This window comes from Microbacterium sp. Au-Mic1 (genome assembly GCF_021341785.1).
Taxonomy (GTDB): Bacteria; Actinomycetota; Actinomycetes; order Actinomycetales; family Microbacteriaceae; genus Microbacterium.
In genome coordinates this window covers 82,195-100,019 of record NZ_JAJTTF010000013.1, presented here as the reverse complement: position 1 = coordinate 100,019, position 17,825 = coordinate 82,195, and the positions used below count along the sequence as shown (strand labels likewise).

14 protein-coding genes are annotated in these 17,825 nt (G+C 70.1%); 6 read left to right on the top strand and 8 right to left on the bottom strand.

Annotated features, from left to right (window positions below):
- Positions 1-32 precede the first annotated feature (32 nt).
- The 3 genes from LXM50_RS16140 to LXM50_RS16130 form a co-directional block, all read right to left on the bottom strand.
- Positions 33-1,214, bottom strand: coding sequence for a metallophosphoesterase (locus LXM50_RS16140; protein ID WP_233312492.1), 1,182 nt, complete (start codon positions 1,212-1,214; stop codon positions 33-35).
- Positions 1,211-3,337 carry a DUF5054 domain-containing protein gene (locus LXM50_RS16135; protein WP_233312491.1) on the bottom strand — a complete coding sequence of 709 codons (2,127 nt, stop codon included), beginning with the start codon at positions 3,335-3,337 and terminating at the stop codon, positions 1,211-1,213. The genes LXM50_RS16140 and LXM50_RS16135 overlap by 4 nt, the downstream gene beginning before the upstream one ends.
- A 122-nt stretch (positions 3,338-3,459) precedes the next feature.
- Positions 3,460-5,418 carry a glycoside hydrolase family 5 protein gene (locus LXM50_RS16130; protein WP_233312490.1) on the bottom strand — a complete coding sequence of 653 codons (1,959 nt, stop codon included), beginning with the start codon at positions 5,416-5,418 and terminating at the stop codon, positions 3,460-3,462.
- Positions 5,419-5,610: 192 nt separating this feature from the next.
- Here LXM50_RS16130 and LXM50_RS16125 point away from each other — a divergent pair, with 192 nt between their 5' ends.
- The 4 genes from LXM50_RS16125 to LXM50_RS16110 all read left to right on the top strand — a co-directional run bounded on the left by LXM50_RS16125 (position 5,611) and on the right by LXM50_RS16110 (position 10,728).
- On the top strand, positions 5,611-6,498 hold the full coding sequence (locus tag LXM50_RS16125) for a carbohydrate ABC transporter permease (protein WP_233312527.1): 888 nt from the start codon (positions 5,611-5,613) through the stop codon (positions 6,496-6,498).
- An 8-nt stretch (positions 6,499-6,506) separates the two neighbouring features.
- On the top strand, positions 6,507-7,472 hold the full coding sequence (locus tag LXM50_RS16120; protein ID WP_374107842.1) for a carbohydrate ABC transporter permease: 966 nt from the start codon (positions 6,507-6,509) through the stop codon (positions 7,470-7,472).
- Between the two features lie 81 nt (positions 7,473-7,553).
- Positions 7,554-8,876, top strand: coding sequence for a sugar ABC transporter substrate-binding protein (locus LXM50_RS16115; protein WP_233312489.1), 1,323 nt, complete (start codon positions 7,554-7,556; stop codon positions 8,874-8,876).
- A 100-nt stretch (positions 8,877-8,976) separates the two neighbouring features.
- Positions 8,977-10,728 (top strand): beta-galactosidase family protein, encoded by a 1,752-nt coding sequence (locus tag LXM50_RS16110; protein ID WP_233312488.1) that lies wholly within the window; start codon positions 8,977-8,979, stop codon positions 10,726-10,728.
- A gap of 7 nt (positions 10,729-10,735) precedes the next feature.
- Here LXM50_RS16110 and LXM50_RS16105 read toward each other — a convergent pair whose 3' ends face one another.
- Positions 10,736-11,779: a LacI family DNA-binding transcriptional regulator gene (locus tag LXM50_RS16105; RefSeq protein ID WP_233312487.1), complete on the bottom strand. Its 1,044-nt coding sequence runs from the start codon at positions 11,777-11,779 to the stop codon at positions 10,736-10,738.
- 41 nt (positions 11,780-11,820) lie between these two features.
- Here LXM50_RS16105 and LXM50_RS16100 point away from each other — a divergent pair, with 41 nt between their 5' ends.
- Positions 11,821-14,052 (top strand): alpha-galactosidase, encoded by a 2,232-nt coding sequence (locus LXM50_RS16100; RefSeq protein ID WP_233312486.1) that lies wholly within the window; start codon positions 11,821-11,823, stop codon positions 14,050-14,052.
- A 108-nt stretch (positions 14,053-14,160) separates the two neighbouring features.
- On the opposite strand, the gene LXM50_RS16095 is transcribed toward LXM50_RS16100, so the two are convergent.
- Positions 14,161-14,985 (bottom strand): MOSC domain-containing protein, encoded by an 825-nt coding sequence (locus LXM50_RS16095; RefSeq protein WP_233312485.1) that lies wholly within the window; start codon positions 14,983-14,985, stop codon positions 14,161-14,163.
- Positions 14,986-15,118: 133 nt separating this feature from the next.
- A complete protein-coding gene (locus LXM50_RS16090) occupies positions 15,119-15,304 on the bottom strand; it encodes a DUF3073 domain-containing protein (protein WP_233312484.1) in 186 nt (61 codons plus the stop codon).
- A gap of 161 nt (positions 15,305-15,465) precedes the next feature.
- Between LXM50_RS16090 and LXM50_RS16085 the strand changes: the two genes are divergently transcribed.
- Positions 15,466-16,008, top strand: coding sequence for a universal stress protein (locus LXM50_RS16085; RefSeq protein ID WP_233312483.1), 543 nt, complete (start codon positions 15,466-15,468; stop codon positions 16,006-16,008).
- 204 nt (positions 16,009-16,212) lie between these two features.
- Here the strand turns inward: LXM50_RS16085 and LXM50_RS16080 are convergent, their stop codons facing one another.
- Both LXM50_RS16080 and LXM50_RS16075 read right to left on the bottom strand, forming a co-directional pair.
- Positions 16,213-16,848, bottom strand: coding sequence for a PadR family transcriptional regulator (locus tag LXM50_RS16080; RefSeq protein WP_233312482.1), 636 nt, complete (start codon positions 16,846-16,848; stop codon positions 16,213-16,215).
- Complete coding sequence (locus LXM50_RS16075) at positions 16,845-17,696, bottom strand: DUF4097 family beta strand repeat-containing protein (protein WP_233312481.1); 852 nt, start codon at positions 17,694-17,696, stop codon at positions 16,845-16,847. Before LXM50_RS16075 ends, LXM50_RS16080 begins: the two co-directional genes overlap by 4 nt.
- Between the last annotated feature and the right edge of the window lie 129 nt (positions 17,697-17,825).

Below are 17,825 nucleotides of genomic sequence, written 5' to 3'. Positions count from 1 at the left end.
GGATCCGAGGACGGCCAGGGCGACGAGAGCACTCACCCGGCGGTCTTCGGATCCGGCGCAGCGCCCCGGCTCCCGGCGCAGGGGAGCAGCGTCTCCTCGATCCGCATCGCCCCGTCGAGGGTGCGCATCCGAAGGCGCAGCGACCCCGGATCCGCCTGGATGTCGATCCAGGTCGCGGCCTCCGCCGAGGAGGCGTCGAGGTCGGGCCCGCCCGCGACGACCTGCGCGTACGGGAACCGTACGTCGGCGGGGATCAGCGCCGGCTCGTGCGTGTGCCCGGAGACGATGAGCTGCGCGCCCCAGGCGACGAGGGCGTCATGCCAGGCGTCGCGGCTGAACCGGCTGAACCAGTCGTAGCCCTCCGCGTCGTAGTCGGCCGGGGTCTCATCGGTCCAGCGCAGCGGGATGTGGCAGAACACGAGGCGGTAGGGCGCGTCGCGGATCTCCGGCCGTGCGATCGCCTCGCGCAGCCACAGCGCCTGCTCGGCACGCAGCGGCTCGAACGCGACGCGACCCTCGAAGGTGGGGTGCGCGTCGGGCTTGTCCTCGCCCGTGTGCAGGAAGAGGCACGCCACAGGCCCGATCCGCGCGGCGGAGAAGGGCCGGCCGTCCCTGGTCGCCACGTAGTCCTGCAGCTGGAACGCCCAGTCCCCGCGGACGTCGTGGTTGCCGATCGTGATCTCGAGCGGCCGGTCGGCGCTGATGTCGCGCTGGGCGGGGGAGAGCACGGTGCTCACGAACTGGCCGGGGGTCTTCCAGTCGTTGCAGAGGTCGCCGTTCCACACCAGCAGGTCGACCGCCGGAGTCTGCTCGTCGAGGGCGCGGATCGTGTCGTCGCGCTGGTGCGTGTCGTTCCACACCGCGATCCGGGCGTGTGCCGCGGACGCATCCAGCAGGCGCACGGTCTTCCATGCGCTCACGTGCTGCGCGCCGGGGTCGCCGACCGCCTCGGTGACCGCGCGCACCTGCACCGTCGTGCCGGGGTGCATCCCCTCGGCGCGCACCCGCAGCACCTGCTCGCCCTGGGGCGTCATGCCGAACGGATCCATCCGCGCTACACCCTCGGCGCGGCCGGTGCGCCACTCGAGCCGTCCGCGGCTGAGCCGACTCACCGCCCACACCGCCTCGAACCCGTCCGGACGCACGGCCATGATCACCAGCGGGCTCGTCACGAGTGCGTGATCTGCGGCGGACGCGCGGCGGACGTCGGTCATCGGTTCTCCTCTGCGAAGGCGGCTGCGCCGTCGAGATCCAGCTCGAACCGGTAGCGCAGATCGTCATCGAACCACATCCGGAAGTTCGTGCCCCACACGTTGTTGTGCAGGTTCACGGCGAATCCGTCGGCCGGATCCGGGATCTCGTCGTCGAAGCGCAGCAGCGCAGGGGTGCCGACCGCGACGAGCGGGGCGTCGATGGTGCACAGGCGCAGCGGACGGGATCCGCTGCGCTCCACGGCCGTCACCGCGTGCAGCGTGCGGTTGCCGTGGCTCACCACGCGCCGGGGGTCCACCGGCACGCCGAGCTTGCGCAGCGCCCAGGCGTCGGCGGCGGCCCCCTCGGCCGGCGCCGGACGGAAGCCGAACCAGCTCGCCTCGGGCAGCCGCGACGCCTCTCGCCCGCACACGTCGAGCAGGATCCGGATCGGCCCTTCGCCCTGCGGGAACCGGTACTCGATGCGGACCCGCCGCGGCGCGCCGGTCTCGGCGACGAGCTCTTCCGGGAGGGTCAGCTCGAGAAGCGCCGTGCCATCGCCCTCCGGAGCGGTGCGGATCGTGAGGCCGCGGAGCTCGGGCGCCGTCACGCGCGCGGGCAGGGTGTCGGCGATCGCGAGTCCGGGGCTCGCCTGGTCGGGGATCGCCCAGACGCCGGTGTGTCCGAGATCGCGGCAGTACTGCTGCAGCCAGCGCTCCTCGTCGCGCTCGTCGAAGGTCTGATGCCGGAAGGCGCCGAGCGTGTGCTCCGGATCCGCCCACACGGCCCCGCGCTCGTCGCGCAGCCCGGTGATCGCGCCGTCCGCCCCGAACGTCACCCGGAACCGCCCCAGCGCGACCTCCTCGCCGATGCTCACCTCGGCCTCGGGGGTGGCGGCGCCGGCGCCGGTATCCGCCGACGGACGCAGCTCGGCCAGCGCCGCGCGCGCCTCGGCGGCGCGCTCAGGGGCGAGCGCGGTGAGAGCGGCATCCAGGTGCGCGCGCTGCTCGGCCCACGACGCCTCGAAGCCGGAGTAGGTGAGGCCCTGCGGCGACGGATGCTCCGCCCACGCCCAGTCGTAGGCGCGGGTGTCCGCGGGATTCGCGGACGGATCCACGACATCGCGGGCGCGCGCAGCACGGAAGTCGGCCTTGGCGTAGTTCACGTAGTCGGGGAGGTACGTCTTCAGATCCTCGCCCCAGGTGTGCTCGACGATGCGCAGCAGGGCGACGCCGAAGTCGTGGTGCTCCGCGGACGACGGATCCAGCGCGCCGTCGCGCAGCCACGTGGTCCGCAGCCCCTGCAGCACGCCCAGTCCCGCCGTGAGCAGGGGATCGGCGCCCGCGCCGTGGATCCAGGTGTCGCCGATCTCCGCGGTCACGACGGGGAGGGCGTCGCGGTGCGCGAGCACGGCGGCGGCGAAGTCGTCCAGGTTCGATGCGACGATCCGTGCGCCGGGGTGCGCGGCCGTCAGGGCGGCGAACAGCTCCTCGACCTCGGCAGCCGAGGGCGGGCCGTTGTTGTCTCCGGTGTGCGCGAGGTGCAGCGCGTCGGATCCGCCCGGCACGACGGCGAGGTCGAGCCCCTCCGAGCCGTAGGAGCGGGCGTAGTTCACCACGACCTCGGCGCCGTCGGGTGCGCGCCACACGAAGAACTCCGGCACGTCCGGCACCGCGGAGGCGCCGTTCACGCCCAGGTGCAGGTATTCGATCCCCGCCGCGGCGAGCACGGGCACGAACCCGATGGAGTGCCCTGGCACGTCGGTCATCTTCGCGGCGATGGTGCGCCGGCCGTATCGGGCGTCCAGCCCCTGTGCGATCGACGCGGCGAACGCGGCGAGCGACGGATCCATGAGCTCGGTGTGCGTCGTGAGCGGCAGTGCGTGCCAGTGGATCCGTCCCTCGCGCAGGGCGGCGTCCAGCCGGTCCTGCTGGGCGGGTGTGCCGGCCCGCAGCACGTGATCGATCAGCCAGGACCCGGTCGTCCAGACGAACCGGGCGGGCCCGCCGCGGCGCTCCAGTTCCTCGGAGAGCTCGATCGCGCGCGGGAGGTAGCGCTCGGTGTACCCGGCGATCACGTCGCGCGCGAGCGCCGTGAAGCCGATGTCGAGGTGGGTCTTGAAGACGACGTGGATCGTGTCGATCACGGCGGATCCTTCCGGGGTGGGGAATGCGGTGCAGGGGGTCGGGTCGAGGGGCGCTGTCGCGTCGCGCAGGATCGTGCGCCTGTCCCGGAGCGACGGTACGCCGTCCGGGACAGGCGCACGGGTCAGTGCAGCGGCTTGCAGAGCAGAGCGCTCGGCACGCCGCCCTGGACCCGCTGATAGGTGTAGGCGATGCCCGCGACGTACTCGCCGTCCGCGCACTGCCCCTTGAAGCGTCCGGGCGCCCAGTCGCTCGCGGTCGACCCTCCGCCCGCGGGCCGGTTGTCGGCGCGGTCGAACCAGAGGGTGCGGCCGTTGCTCTGCGGCAGTGTGGTGGTACTCGGCGCGCAGAGCAGCGTGGACGTGGCCCAGCGGTTGACCGTGCCGATGGTCAGGCTGAGGCCCACGGCGATCTCGCCGTTCGCGCACTGCAGCTTGCTGTAGCCGGCGGCCCAGTCGGACTGCACGTTCGCCTCATTGCCGACGACGTGGCGCACGGTCGTGAGGGACGGCTGCCCGGCGTCGGTGCACAGGGCGCGGTTGCTGCTGCGGGACACGCCCTGGAGGCGCTCGGTGTCCGGGCAGACGCCCTTCCACTGGCCCGGATCCCAGTCGGGACGGTCCTGCATGAGCGCCGAGGCGTTCGTGTCGGGCAGGTAGCTGTCGCTGCCCAGCATGTTCCAGCGCGTCGGGGTGTCGACGTGCCCGGTCTTGCCGACGGAGGTCACGAGCTTCTGCCACCCCGCGTATCGCCAGTCATCGGCGATGCTGATCCTGCTGCCATCCGGCCGGTATCCGAGCAGAGCGTAGGTGTCGGCGAACGTGCCGGCGGCGTCGGCCTGCGTGACCAGCGGCCATGCCGCGAAGTCGGTGTCGTTGGCGGCGAGCAGGTCGGTGAAGTTGTTCCACCAGTCGATGTTCTTCTGATCCGTCTCCCCGGCCCCGCGGATGCCGAACTCGCTCATCCACACCGGCGCCGTGTAGTGCTGCCCGGCGGTGGTGACGAACAGCGCCTCCTGCGTCACGGCATCGGCGAGCTGCGCCGCCGTCATGTCCCGATAGCGCAGGTCGTGGGTCTCGCCCAGGCCCGTGGCGCCGGTGTGCTGCGGGCCGGTGTACGCATACACGTGCGCCGAATAGACGAGCTTGTCCGGGTGCAGGATCGTGTTCGACGTGTTCGCGACCGGCTTCAGCATCGGCCGGTCGTGGAAGAAGCCGTCGATCGGCACCCCCTGCCAGTTGATGCCCTCCATCACGATGAGGACGTCCGGGTTCACCTTCTGGATCGCGATGGCCGCCTGCTGGTACGCCTTGTACAGGTCGTTGCCGTCGCCCATGCCCCAGTTCGCGTCGTCGGTCACATCTCGGCGCACCTCATTGCGCAGATCCATGCCCACGACACGCGGGTTCGTCCGGTACCGCTGGGCCAGCATGACCCAGTCCGAGATCCACTTCTCGGTGGTCTGGCTGCTGTACCACTTGGTGTTGGCGTCCACGCCGCAGCACCACAGCGACGTCGTGGTGTGGTTGTTCAGGATCACGGCGAAGCCGTCGGCGGTGAGCGCGTCGATCACGGCGTCGAAGACCTGCAGGGGCGTCTTGCCGCGCAGCTGCGGGTTCGCCGCGACCGCCGCGTCCGGCACGGCCGCCGTCATCCCGAGCATCTCGTTCGAGAACGGCAGGCGGATGCTGTTGATCCCGATCGAGTGGAAGTCGCTCATCAGGGTCGGCAGCGCTACCCGGTCCAGACCCATCGGGATGTCGTAGCTGTCGCCGCTGTTGTGCGTGGTCGGGTCGGACTTGGATCCGTTCCCGCTCCAATGCCCTTGCGCGCCGTCCCAGTTCGCGGAGATGAGCTTGAACCGGTCGCCGTCCGCGTCTACCACGTAGCGCCCGCGCGTGCTCAGCGGCGCCGTCCAGCTCGCGGAGAGCTCGGCACCGGTGAGCTGCGGGATCTGGGTCGGCGCAGGGCCGGCGGCCGGTCGCGTCGAGGTCGTGGCGGCCTGAGCCGGCGCGGCGAGGGCAAGGGCGAGGATCGCGCCGCTCAGCGCGATCGCCCCCTGCGTCCATCGTCGTCGTTGCATGGATCCAACTCCTTCGTCTTCTGTCCATCTGTTCGGCCTCCGTCTTCCTCCGCACATCGTCCATACGGTGGAACTTCGACGGATTGGCAACGTAAACATCACGTTTCCGAACCGTGAGTTGTTTACGTAACCATAGTGTGCATATAGTGCTCTTGGTAACGCAACCAATCACGAGGAAGTGACTTGATGTCGATGGCGATGACGGGGCTCCGACGCTCCCGGCGGTCGTGGGCCGGCTGGTGGTTCGTCGGTCCTTTCATGCTCGTGTTCACGCTGGTGCTCATCGCGCCGCTGCTGTACGCGATCTATCTCAGCCTGTTCCGCGACTCCCTGATCGGAGGCACGCACTTCGTCGGCTTCGAGAACTACGCACTGGCGATCGTGGATCCGAAGTTCTGGGACGCCACAGGCCGTGTCGTGCTGTTCCTCGTGGTGCAGGTGCCGATCATGCTGATCCTCGCACTCGTCGCCGCCCTGGCACTGGACAGCGCGCGACTGCGCTTCGTGCCGTTCTACCGGCTCAGCATCTTCCTGCCCTATGCGGTGCCCGGCGTCGTCGCCGTGATGATCTGGGGCTACATGTACGGCGACCAGTTCGGTCTCGTCGCTGATCTGAACCGCTGGCTCGGCGACGTCGTGCCCTCCCCGCTGTCGGCGACGTTCATCCTCCCCGCGATCGGCAACATCGTCACCTGGGAGTTCGTCGGCTACAACATGCTGATCTTCTTCTCCGCGCTGCAGGCGGTGCCGCAGGAGCAGTACGAGGCGGCCGAGATCGACGGCGCCGGTGCGCTGCGCACGGTGTTCAGCATCAAGCTGCCGGCCATCCGGGGCGCGATCGTGGTCGCGACCATCTTCTCCATCATCGGCAGCTTCCAGCTGTTCAACGAGCCCGCCGTGCTGCAGAAGATCGCGCCGAACTCGATCTCCAGCTACTTCACGCCGAACATGTACGCGTTCAACCTGTCGTTCGCCGGATCCCAGTTCAACTACGCCGCCGCGATCGCGATCATCTCCGGCGTGATCACGATGATCATCGCCTTCGTCGCGCAGTCCATGGGCTCGAAGGAGCAGAAGTGATGAGCGTCATGACCTCGAACAGCGCGGACTCGATGGACACCGAGGCCGTCGTCACCGGACGGCGCCCGAGCCGGCTCGCGAGTGGACGGGTCGCGCACCGGCCGGCCCGGCGTACGCGGCGCAGCTCGCCGCGTCGCACCCGCACCTCGATCACGCTGATGATCGTGATGACCCTCATGCTGCTGTACAGCCTGGGGCCGCTGTTCTGGCTGGTGGTCAACGCGACCAAGTCGAAGTCCGATCTCTACACGACGCCGGGACTGTGGTTCGGGCCGACCTTCTCCCTGTTCTCGAACATCGCGGACACCTTCACCTACAACGACGGCATCTTCCTGCGCTGGTTCCTGAACACCGTGCTGTACGTCGTGGTCGGGGCCGGCGGAGCCACCCTGCTGGCCACGCTCGCCGGCTACGGCCTCGCGAAGTACCGCTTCCCCGGGCGCAAGGCCGTGTTCGCGATCATCCTCGGCGCGCTCGCCATCCCCGGATCCGTGCTCGCGGTGCCGCAGTTCCTGCTGTTCAGCAAGCTCGGTCTGACGAACACTCCCGCGGCGGTCATCATCCCGTCGCTGGTGAGCGCATTCGGCCTGTACCTGGTGTGGGTCTACGCCGCCGAAGCGATCCCCGACGAGCTCATCGAGGCCGCGCGTCTGGACGGCGCAGGGGAGCTGCGGATCTTCTTCTCGATCTCGCTGCGCCAGCTCGCCCCGGCCTTCATCACCGTGCTGATGTTCGCGGTGGTCGCGACGTGGAACAACTACTTCCTCCCGCTGATCATGCTCTCCAGCCCCGAGTGGTATCCGCTCACGGTGGGGCTCAGCCAGTGGGCGTCCGCCTCCGCCTCGATCGGAACGGCGCCGATCCCGCAGCTGGTCATCACCGGCTCGCTGCTCACGGTGCTGCCCATCTCCGCCGCGTTCCTGTACCTGCAGCGGTACTGGCAGTCCGGCCTCGCCGCCGGAAGCGTCAAGTAGCTGCGCCTCGATCCACCTTCCCCGCATCACGAATCCCACGCACGAAAGATCTCTGCATCACCTCCCGAAAGGAAACCCGCAGTGAAGAAGAACATCTGGATGCGCGCCGCCGTCGTCGTCGGCGCCGCCTCGCTCATGATGGGCGCCCTCGCCGGCTGCCAGAGCGGCAGCGACGCCGCCTCGGGCGGCTCGAAGGCCGACATCGACGCCGCGCTGAAGAAGGGCGGTGAGCTCACCTGGTGGACCTGGGGCGACACGACCCAGGGCTGGGCGGACGCTTTCACCAAGGAGCACCCGAACGTCAAGATCAAGGTCGTCAAGCTCGACAACCCCGACGCGACGGTCACCAAGCTGCAGAACGCGGTCAAGGCCGGATCCGGTGCTCCGGACATCGTGCCGGTGGAGTACCAGACGATGCCGCAGCTCACGATGAGCGGTGCGCTCGCGGACATGACCCCCTACGGCCTGGACGGCTACAAGGACAAGTTCACCGCCTCCACCTGGAACGCGGTCAACGTCGGCGGCAAGCTCGTCGGTATCCCGCTCGACTCGGGCCCCATGGTCATGATCTACAACACGAAGCTCTACGCCGCCGCCGGCATCACCGAGGCGCCGAAGACCTGGGACGAGTTCGTCGCCGACAGCGCGAAGCTGCACGCGGCGAACCCGGACGCCTACATCGCCACCGGCGGCGACGCCGGCTTCTTCACCAGCATGATCTGGGCCTCGGGCGGGCACCCGTTCAAGACCGAGGGGGAGAAGGTCACGATCGACCTGCAGGACACCGGCAGCAAGAAGTTCGCCGACATGTGGGGCGGCATGCTGCAGAAGGGCGAACTCTCCCCGCTCGCCACCTGGTCCGACGAGTGGACCAAGGCGCTCGCGCAGGACAAGCTCGGCACGCTGATGATGGGCTCGTGGATGATCGACATGGGCGAGGACTACGGCGTGGACAAGTGGAAGGTCGCGCCCATGCCGACGTGGGACGGCACTCCCGGATCCGCTGAGAACGGCGGCAGCGGGATCTCCGTCACGGACCAGAGCAAGAACAAGGCCCTCGCCGCCGCCGTGCTGCAGTTCCTCGCCGACGGCAAGGGGCGCGACCTCGTCAACAAGAACGGATTCCCCTCGACCGTCGCCACGTTCGACGACCAGGCATGGGCGAACCGCACCTTCCCCGCCTTCGTGGACGGCCAGAAGGCGAACCAGGTCGGCGCCGCCTCGGCGAAGTCGGTCATCACGGGCTGGCAGTACCTGCCTTTCCAGGGCTACGCGAACAATGTCTTCGGCGACTCGGTCGGCAAGGCCATCGGCGCCAAGGGCGATCTGAACGCGGCGCTGAAGGAGTGGCAGAAGACGCTCGTCGACTACGGCAACCAGCAGGGCTTCCAGGTCAACAAGTAGCCCGGATCCGCCCTCGGGGTGCGGGGTCCGCCGAAGCGGATCCCGCACCCCTTCCGTCCGGCGTCCTCCGACGCCGATCCTCACGAACCCCGGAGCCCTCATGCCCGACTTCGCCATCGGCGAGACCGACTTCCTCCTCGACGGAGCACCGTTCCAGGTGATCTCCGGGGCCATGCACTACTTCCGCATCCACCCGGATCAGTGGGAGGACCGGCTGCGCACCGCGCGGCAGATGGGCCTCAACACGATCGAGACCTACGTGCCCTGGAACGCGCACGAACCACGGCGCGGGGCGTTCGCCGCCGAGGACGGCCTCGATCTCGGACGCTTCCTCGACCTGGTCCAGGCCCAGGGCATGTTCGCGATCGTGCGACCCGGCCCCTACATCTGCGCCGAGTGGCACAACGGCGGCCTTCCCGAGTGGCTCATCGAGGACGGCACGATCGCCGTGCGCTCGCGCGATCCGCGCTATCTCGCCGAGGTCGAGCGGTATCTGGGTGCGGTGTACGACATCGTCCGGCCGCGCCAGCTCACGCACGGCGGCGGCGTGATCCTGGTGCAGATCGAGAACGAGTACGGCGCCTACGGATCCGACAAGACCTATCTGCGCGCGCTCACCGAGATGACCAGGGCGGCGGGCATCGACGTGCCCCTGACCACGGTCGATCAGCCGACCGATGCGATGCTCGACGACGGCACTCTGCCCGAGCTGCTCAGCACGGCGTCGTTCGGGTCGCGCGCGGTCGAAAGGCTCGCGGCACTGCGGCGGCATCAGCCGAGCGGGCCGCTCATGTGCGCCGAATTCTGGTGCGGCTGGTTCGACAGCTGGGGCGAGCCGCACCACACGACGTCGGCGGCCGACAGCGCGGCCGAGCTCGAGGCGATCCTCGCCGCGGGCGCGAGCGTGAACATCTACATGGTGCACGGCGGCACCAACTTCGGGTACATGGCCGGCGCCAACGACAAGGGCGTCTACCGGCCGATCGCGACCTCGTACGACTACGACGCGCCGATCGCCGAGGACGGGACGCCCACCGAGAAGTACTGGCGGTTCCGCGACGTGATCGCGGCGCACGCACCGGTGCCGGATGACCGTCCCGCCCCGCGTTCGCCCGCACGCGTGCTGGAGGCGCCGCTGGAACGCGCCGTCGCGCTCTCGGACGCCGGACTCGAGCGCTGGAGCGCGCACGACACGGCTCCCGCCGCCACCGCCTTCGGGTCGCCGCGCGGACACTCGCGCTACGCGATCGAGATCCCGCACGGTGGCGCGCTCACCGTGGCAGAGGTGCGCGACCGCGCGCACGTGCTGCTCGACGGCCACGCGGTCGGCATCCTCGATCGTGAGGCGCACGACCGCGTGCTCGCGCTGCCCTCGGGCGGGGAGCTGTCGATCCTGGTCGAGCACCTGGGCGGCGTGAACTACGGACCCAGGATCGGCGAGGCCAAGGGTGTGATCGGCCCGGTGCGCCTGGACGGCGAGGAGCTGCACGGCTGGCTCGTCTCGCCCCTGGAGCTGGAGGCCGACGGAGTCCGCGCCGCGCTCGCGGCGCACGGGACGCCGGTGCTGCGGGGGGTCCCGCTCGGCGGGCCCGTGCTGCTGGCCGGCAGCTTCGATGCGGACGCATCAGGTGATCTTCACCTCGACGTGCGGGGGTGGGGATCCGGCGCGGTCTGGATCAACGGCTTCGCGCTGGGCCGCTACTCGGCGCGGGGGCCGCAGGAGACCCTGTACGTGCCGGCTCCGCTGCTGCGCGGGGAGGGCAACGAGATCCTCGTGCTCGAGTTGCGCGGCCTGGAGCGACCCACGGTCCGGTTCGCTCCGGAGCCGCGGCTCGGCCCGACCGAGTTCTGAGGTGCGGTCAGTCCTGAGCCGGCACCGGGCCGGTGCTGTCGCGGACCACGAGCCGGGTCGGGATCAGCGGGTTCTCGGGCAGCGGCTCCCCGTCGATCATCGCGATGAGCAGTTCGGTCGCACGCTGGCCGACGACGTCGAAATGCTGGTGGATGGTGGTCAGCGGCGGCCAGTAGCTGCCGCTGTCGTCGCTGTCGTCGAAGCCGATGACACTGAGGTCCTGCGGAATGCGCAGGCCCGCCTCGTGCGCGGCGCGCATCACGCCCAGCGCCATCTGATCGTTGGCGGCGAAGACGGCAGTGGGTCGCGGCTCCTCGGCGAGGATCTCCCGGCCGGCGGCGTAGCCCGACGCCGCGGACCAGTCGCCGCGGTGCCGGGCGGGGGTGGCGAGGGCGTGCTCCTGGCAGACGCGCGCGTAGGCGTCCTCGCGTCGATGCGCGGAGAACGACTTGAGCGGCCCGGCGACGTGGGCGATGCGTCGATGCCCGAGGTCGAGCAGGTGCCGCATCGCGGTGCGAGCGCCCTGTTCCTGATCGGTGTCGACGAGCGTGTGATCCGCCGTCGCGGTCGAATCGACGATGACCAGCGGAAGCCCTGCCGTGAGGGCGTAGTCGTCCGGCGAGCCGAACTCGGCGGACATGATCAGGATGATGCCGTCGACGGCCTGCTCCTCGAGGCGCCCGAAGGCGCCCGCCACCGAGATGCGGGTGGGATCCGTCACGGGGATCAGGGTCGTCGTGTAGCCCGCAGCCGCGCCCGCCTCCGCGACGGCCTCGAGCGTGCGCTCGTTGCCCAGCGTCGTGATGTTGAAGGTGACGACCCCGAGACTGCGGAACCGGCCCGACTTCAGGTTGCGGGCCGCGCTGTTCGGCCGGTAGCCGAGCTCCTTCATCGCGGCGAGCACCTTCTCGCGCTTCTCGGGTCGCACATGCACGTACCCGTTGGCGACCCGCGACACGGTCTGCGGCGACACACCTGCACGCTGGGCGACGTCCTTGATCGAGGCGCGTGGCGCGCCGTCCTTGATCCGTTGCACGTTGGTCCCTTGCATGGCAACGTAAACAATACTCGAACCGCCCAGGAAGGGGAATCATGTCGTCACTGACTCTCGACGGCCATGAGGCGAGCGCCGGAACCGTGGATCTCGGCATCGTGCTGGAGACGGGCGGCGTCGCCCTGGTCCTGGACATCCGGGACGGAGGGCTTCCCGTGGTCGTGCATTGGGGCGCGTCCTGCGGGCCGCTCGACGACGCCGGCTTCGAGGCGCTCGCCCTCTCCGGCGTGTTCCCGGATGCGGGCAGCGAGGTGGATGCGGTCGTGCCGGTGTCGGTGCTCCCCGAGCTCTCCCGAGGCTGGAGCGGAACCCCCGGCATCAGCGGATCCCGGGACGGCGCGCACTGGTCACCGCGCTTCCGTGTGACCGGCGTCGCGATCGACGGTGCTCCCGTCGGAGGTCAGGGCCCGTCGGATCCTTCGTCGGGCGGGCGCCTCATCCTCTCGTCGGGTCCGGCCTCGGTACGCGTCACCGCCCTGGACGACGAGGCGCGGCTGACTCTCGCACTCGACATCGAGCTCACCGGATCCGGTGCGATCCGCACCCGGGCCGCCGTGCGCAACCGGGGCGATGACGTGTACCGGCTCGAGTCCCTGATGCCGACGCTGCCGGTGCCCCTGGATGCGGATGAGGCGCTCGATTTCGCGGGCCGCTGGGCGGTCGAGCGGGTTCCGCAGCGCCGGCGGCTCGGCGTGGGCGCTCACCGCAGGGAGAACCGCCGCGGCCGCACCGGGCTCGGCGCCGCGATGGCGCTGATCGTGGGACGCCACGGCTTCGACTTCTCCTCGGGGGAGGCGTGGGGGATCCATGTGGGTTGGTCCGGCAACCACGTGCATCAGGTCGAGAGGGTCGCCGAGGGGCGGCAGGTGCTCGCGGGCGGCGAGCTGCTGCTGCCGGGCGAGGGCCGCCTCGCGCCGGGTGAGGAGTACGCGACCCCGTGGCTGTACGGGTTCTACGGGGGCGGCCTCGATGCGCTGGCCGTGCAGTCGCACCGGATGCTGCGCGCCCGCCCGCAGCATCCCCGCACCGCCCGCCCGGTCACGCTCAACGTGTGGGAGGCCGTCTACTTCGATCAGAACGAGGAAGACCTCATCGAGCTCGCAGACGCGGCCGCCGCCGTGGGCGTCGAGCGCTTCGTGCTCGACGACGGCTGGTTCGGCGCCCGTCGCAACGACCGTGCGGGGCTCGGCGACTGGACCGTCTCCGCCGAGGTATGGCCGCACGGGCTGCACCCGCTCATCGATCACGTGCGCGGTCTCGGCATGCAGTTCGGGCTCTGGGTCGAGCCGGAGATGGTGAACCCCGACTCGGATCTCGCTCGCGCGCATCCCGAGTGGATCATGTCGGCCCGCTCGGAGTGGCCTCTCACGGGGCGCCATCAGCAGGTGCTGGACCTCGCGAACCCCGACTGCTACGCCCACATCCGCGATGCGCTGCTGGCCCTCCTCGACGAGTACGACATCGCCTACCTCAAGTGGGATCACAATCGGGATCTCGTCGAGGCGGGTTCTGGGCCGCGCCGCGCTCCCGGCGTGCACGGCCAGACCGCGGCGTTCTACCGTCTCGTAGACGACCTCAAGAGTCGTCACCCCGGGCTCGAGATCGAATCCTGCTCGTCCGGGGGCGGCCGGGTCGATCTGGGTGTGCTGGAGCGCACCGATCGAGTGTGGGGATCCGACGACAACGACCCGCTCGAGCGGCAGCGGATCAACGCGTGGACCGCGCAACTGATCCCGCCCGAGCTGATCGGCGCGCATATCGCCTCGGCGCCGTCGCACGTCACCGGTCGCACGCATACGCTCGCGTTCCGCGCGTCCGTGGCACTGTTCGGGCACCTGGGCGTGGAGGCCGACATCCGGGGGTGGGACGACGACGAGCGCGCACAGCTGGCGGGCTGGATCGCCCTGCACAAGCGGGAGCGCGCGCTGCTGCACAGCGGCCGGATGGTGCGGGCGGAGACGCCCGACCCGGCGTTCGCGCTGCAGGGCGTGATCGCCGAGGACGCCGGCCGCGCCCTCTACCTGTTCACGGCGCTGGCCGTCGGAGCGACTGCCAGCGCCGGGCGCTTCCGGCTGCCGGGGCTCGACGACGACCGGCGATACCGGGTGGAGATCGAGCCGCTCAGCCTGCGCGGGCTGAAGGGCAACCTCGCGGCCTGGCAGGGGGAGGGGGTGGTGCTGACCGGCCGGGTCCTCGGGCGCATCGGCATCGTCATGCCCTCCGTGCACCCCGAGACGGCGCTCATCGTGCGCGCGACAGCGGTGGGCTGAGCGCCGCACACGGCACGTCCGCTCTCAGGACGGATTCGCTGGGCCGCGTCGTTTCGACGGGCGCACAGGGGCGATGGGCGGAACGGTCCTGAGAACGGTGCGGCCGGCTCAGCCGAGGCTGACCTCGTCACCCACCCGGATCGTGCCCCCGACGCCCGCGTCGTCGCCCACGGCGCCGCTGACCCCGGGGAGGATCAGCAGCCGGCCGAGCGTCGGCTCATCCTGTCCGAGGGAGCCGGTGAGCGTCTTCAGCACACTCGCGTCGCGCTCGCCGGTGTCAGGGTTGGCGTGGGTCGCGAGGCAGCGCACGATCGGCCCGGCGGTGGCGAGGTGCACGTCGCCGATCGCGACCTCGCCCTGCCAGTCCAACTCGTCCCAGGCGTCGACGCCGCCGATCACGACGTTCGAGCGGAACCGGCGGTCGTCGACCTCCTGCGCGAGCGCGGCGCCGAGTGCGGCGACGCTCGCGTCGCTGTGCACCGAGACGTAGCCCCGGCCTCGGTCCTGGAACCGCGAGCTCACGCCGTCCCCGACGAGCGCCAGGGGCAGCCGCCCCGGCCGCTGCAGGCGCTTGCCGTCGGGGGAGTCGAGCACGAAGGCGGTCACGGCCTCGACGAGCTCGGCCCGGCCCTCATCGTCCAGACCCGCCTCGACGAGCGTCGCCCCGGCATGGTCGATCCGCATGCGCTGCGCTGTCTCGTCGTAGCTCAGCTGCATTGCGGCGAGCCCGGGGAAGGTCTCGAGCGCGAGCCCTTTCGACTTCGGCCAGTGGTCCAGTCCGTCGCGTTCCTCGGGAGCCGCCGCATCGGCGAAGCGGAACGCGAGCACGCGGTCACCGGCGATCCGCCCGTCCGCCTGCACCGTGAGGGCGGGCAGCTTCTCGGGCGTGAACCCCTTGACGGGGTGACGGTAGAGCGCGACGACGTGAGGCATGTCTCCATCCTCGCAGGGCCGCACGGGCGCTCAGGACTGCTCCAGGGCGAGGGCATTGCGGACGGCACCGCGGCGTAGTCCAACGACGAACCCCGCCGCGAGTGGACTCGGGCGGGGTTTCGGACGACGAGGCTCAGGCCTTTTCGAGCTCGTCCTCGTCTTCGTCGGCGTACTGATCCGCCCACTTGTCGACGTACTGGTCTTCGGTCTCAGGATGACCCAGCTCGCGCTCCAGCGCGGAGTAGTTCACATCCGGACTGTACGCCTTGAGTTCGCGGGCAATCTTGGTGTGCTTTGCCTTCTGACGGCCACGGCCCATGCGCGAGACCCCCTTACTGTAAGCAGTGGGCGAAACGGGGCCCGCTGTCTATTTCCGGCACCGGCTCGCGGCCGGTAAGAGTAGCATCCAGGATAGCACGCGGGCCACCTCACCTCGCCGTGACGGGTCCCCGGCACCGCCGCACCGAGAGGAACGACGAGATGAGCGACAACGCCCCCACTCCCGAGGATCAGGAGCTGCAGGATCCCCAGCTCCAGAAGGCCGTGATCGTGGCACTCCGGCCGGGGCAGCCGCCGCGCGTGCTCGCCGAGGCCATCCGCTACGCCGGTCTGCTCCAGGCGCCGCTGGTCGTCGTGCACGTCGACGTCACCCGGTTCGTGACGTTCGAGGATCCGGACGGGATGGTGCACTCGGCGCCGATCGACCTGAACATCGACACGGGCGCGGAGGAGTTCGCCGAGCTGCGTCGGGAGGTCGAGAAGGTGCTGGCCGGATCCGGGCTCACCTGGACCGCACGTCAACTCGTCGGCGATCCGGCGCTCGCGATCAAGCACCTCGCCGGCGCGCTGGATGCGCAGCTGATCGTGGTCGGCACCCGTAGCCGGGGTCTCGGCGAGTCGATCCGCGAGTTCTTCACCGGATCCGTCGCAGCCCGACTCTCCCACCGACAGTCCCGGCCGATCCTGGTGGTCCCGCTCGAGGAGCCGATCGCCGACGACAAGAAGGATCCCTGGGCTGAGTAGCCGCGACTCACCGACCCGCTTTCGGCGCCCGCGACTCACCGACCGCGCCGATCGTGCCCCCAGGCGACCGCGAGACCGAACTTCGTTCCCGAGACCGACGTTCTTATCGTCGGTCTCGGGACGCAGGTTCGGTCTCGCGGTCAGTGCCCGGGGTCAGTGCACGGGGTCAGTGCGCGGGATCGGGCCGGACCCGGTCCGAGGGGGTCAATGCGTGAGCGCCGCCAGGGCCGAGGTCACGGCGCGCGCCGCGTCGTCGAGCGCCGTGTCCAGCTGCGACACGAGCGACGACGGAACGGTGCCGCCGCGTGCGACGTGCGTGCGCAGGTCGGCGCGCACCCTGGCACGGAACTCGTTGATCGAGGCGTCCGCCCGGCGCAGCTCCTCGCGGCTGGCGATCCGCTCGTCGGCGCGGGCGGAGGCCTCGCGATAGGACGAGGACGACGCGCCCTGCTGCTCCTCGCGAGCCGCAGCGGCCAGGTCGGCGCGGAGGCTCTTCATGGCCTCCTGCACGCTCTGGCGCACCTCGTTCGCGATGAGGCGCACCGAGTCGTTGAGTCCGGCCTCGATGCCCTGCAGGTCGCCCTCACGGGAGGCGAGCTCGGCGCGGCCGGCCTCGGTGATCGCGTAGATCGTTGTGCGGCCGTCGACGGTCTTGGTGACGAGGCCCTCCTCCTCGAGCTTCGCGAGGCGCGGGTAGATGGTGCCCGCGCTCGGCGTGTACGTGCCTCCGGTGCGGTCGGTCAGCGCCTGGATGATGCCGTACCCGTGCTGCGGCGACTCGGCCAGCAGCGCGAGCAGGTACAGGCGCAGATCGCCGTGGGAGAAGACGGCGGGGCTCACAGCAGGTCCTCTCCGTCGGAGGTGAACGACACCGGGGCCTCGGCGGCGTCGCGGCGCAGCACCGTGATGTCGCCGGACACCGTGTTCACCCGCACATCCGCGAAGGATCCGGACAGCTCGCCGCGCGAGCCCGTGAACGTGGACGGCCCGGAGGAGCCGCGCGGTACGCCGTCGATCATGATGCGGCCGCTCAGCGCGCGAGCCACGTAGTTCGCGGCGAGGTTCTCGTCCAGGCGCACGGTGGCGTCGCCGGAGACGCTGTTCAGCGACACCGTGTTGACGGGACCGGTCGCGTCGATGAGCATCGCGCCCGAGACGCTGTCGATCGTGGCCTTGCGCACCTCGCCGGTCAGCGCGACGCTGCCCGAGACGGTGTTCGCCATGGCGGTGCCCGCCAGTCCTCGCACCTGCACGTCGCCCGAGACGGTGTTCACGTTCAGGTCGCCGGTGTGGGTGTCCACGATGAGGTCGCCGGAGACCGTGTTCAGACGGGCGTCCTCGGTGAGGCCGGAGACGAGGGCGCCCGCGCTCACGACGCCCAGGTTGAGGGCGATGTCCCGGGGGACGGCGACGCTGATCTCGGCCTTGGGGCCTCCCGCGCCGAAGTTGCGGAACACCTCGAGGAAGTTGTCCCAGCCGATCTGCGGGTGGTCGATCTCGATCTGGGTGCCGTCGGACTCGACGCGCAGGTCCTTGACGGTGACGTTGTGCACCTCGATCCGGATGCCCGGCTCGTCGTGCGCGATGACGTCGACCTGTCCGCCGACGAGTCCGATCTTGAGCTTCGACGCGCGCTCGATGTCGATCACGCGCTCCTGCCCCGGGGCGATGAGCCACTTCTCGGTCATGTCTGTTCTCCTGAAGGTGAGGGGATCCCGGATCCGTTCGACTCGAGATATATCGTGTTTGAGAGCATAACACGATATATCTCGAATCCGTCAAGCCCTGATCCTGAAGATGCGCCGAAGAACGTCGAG

Excerpts from the sequence above, each read along its gene's own strand:
- LXM50_RS16120 (WP_374107842.1), top strand. The coding sequence starts at position 6,507 with ATGACCTCGAACAGCGCGGACTCGATGGACACCGAGGCCGTCGTCACC.
- LXM50_RS16140 (WP_233312492.1), bottom strand. The coding sequence starts at position 1,214 with ATGACCGACGTCCGCCGCGCGTCCGCCGCAGATCACGCACTCGTGACG.
- LXM50_RS16105 (WP_233312487.1), bottom strand. The coding sequence starts at position 11,779 with ATGCAAGGGACCAACGTGCAACGGATCAAGGACGGCGCGCCACGCGCC.
- LXM50_RS16125 (WP_233312527.1), top strand. The coding sequence starts at position 5,611 with ATGGCGATGACGGGGCTCCGACGCTCCCGGCGGTCGTGGGCCGGCTGG.
- LXM50_RS16090 (WP_233312484.1), bottom strand. The coding sequence starts at position 15,304 with ATGGGCCGTGGCCGTCAGAAGGCAAAGCACACCAAGATTGCCCGCGAA.
- LXM50_RS16110 (WP_233312488.1), top strand. The coding sequence starts at position 8,977 with ATGCCCGACTTCGCCATCGGCGAGACCGACTTCCTCCTCGACGGAGCA.
- LXM50_RS16100 (WP_233312486.1), top strand. The coding sequence starts at position 11,821 with ATGTCGTCACTGACTCTCGACGGCCATGAGGCGAGCGCCGGAACCGTG.
- LXM50_RS16130 (WP_233312490.1), bottom strand. The coding sequence starts at position 5,418 with ATGCAACGACGACGATGGACGCAGGGGGCGATCGCGCTGAGCGGCGCG.
- LXM50_RS16095 (WP_233312485.1), bottom strand. The coding sequence starts at position 14,985 with ATGCCTCACGTCGTCGCGCTCTACCGTCACCCCGTCAAGGGGTTCACG.
- LXM50_RS16085 (WP_233312483.1), top strand. The coding sequence starts at position 15,466 with ATGAGCGACAACGCCCCCACTCCCGAGGATCAGGAGCTGCAGGATCCC.
- LXM50_RS16075 (WP_233312481.1), bottom strand. The coding sequence starts at position 17,696 with ATGACCGAGAAGTGGCTCATCGCCCCGGGGCAGGAGCGCGTGATCGAC.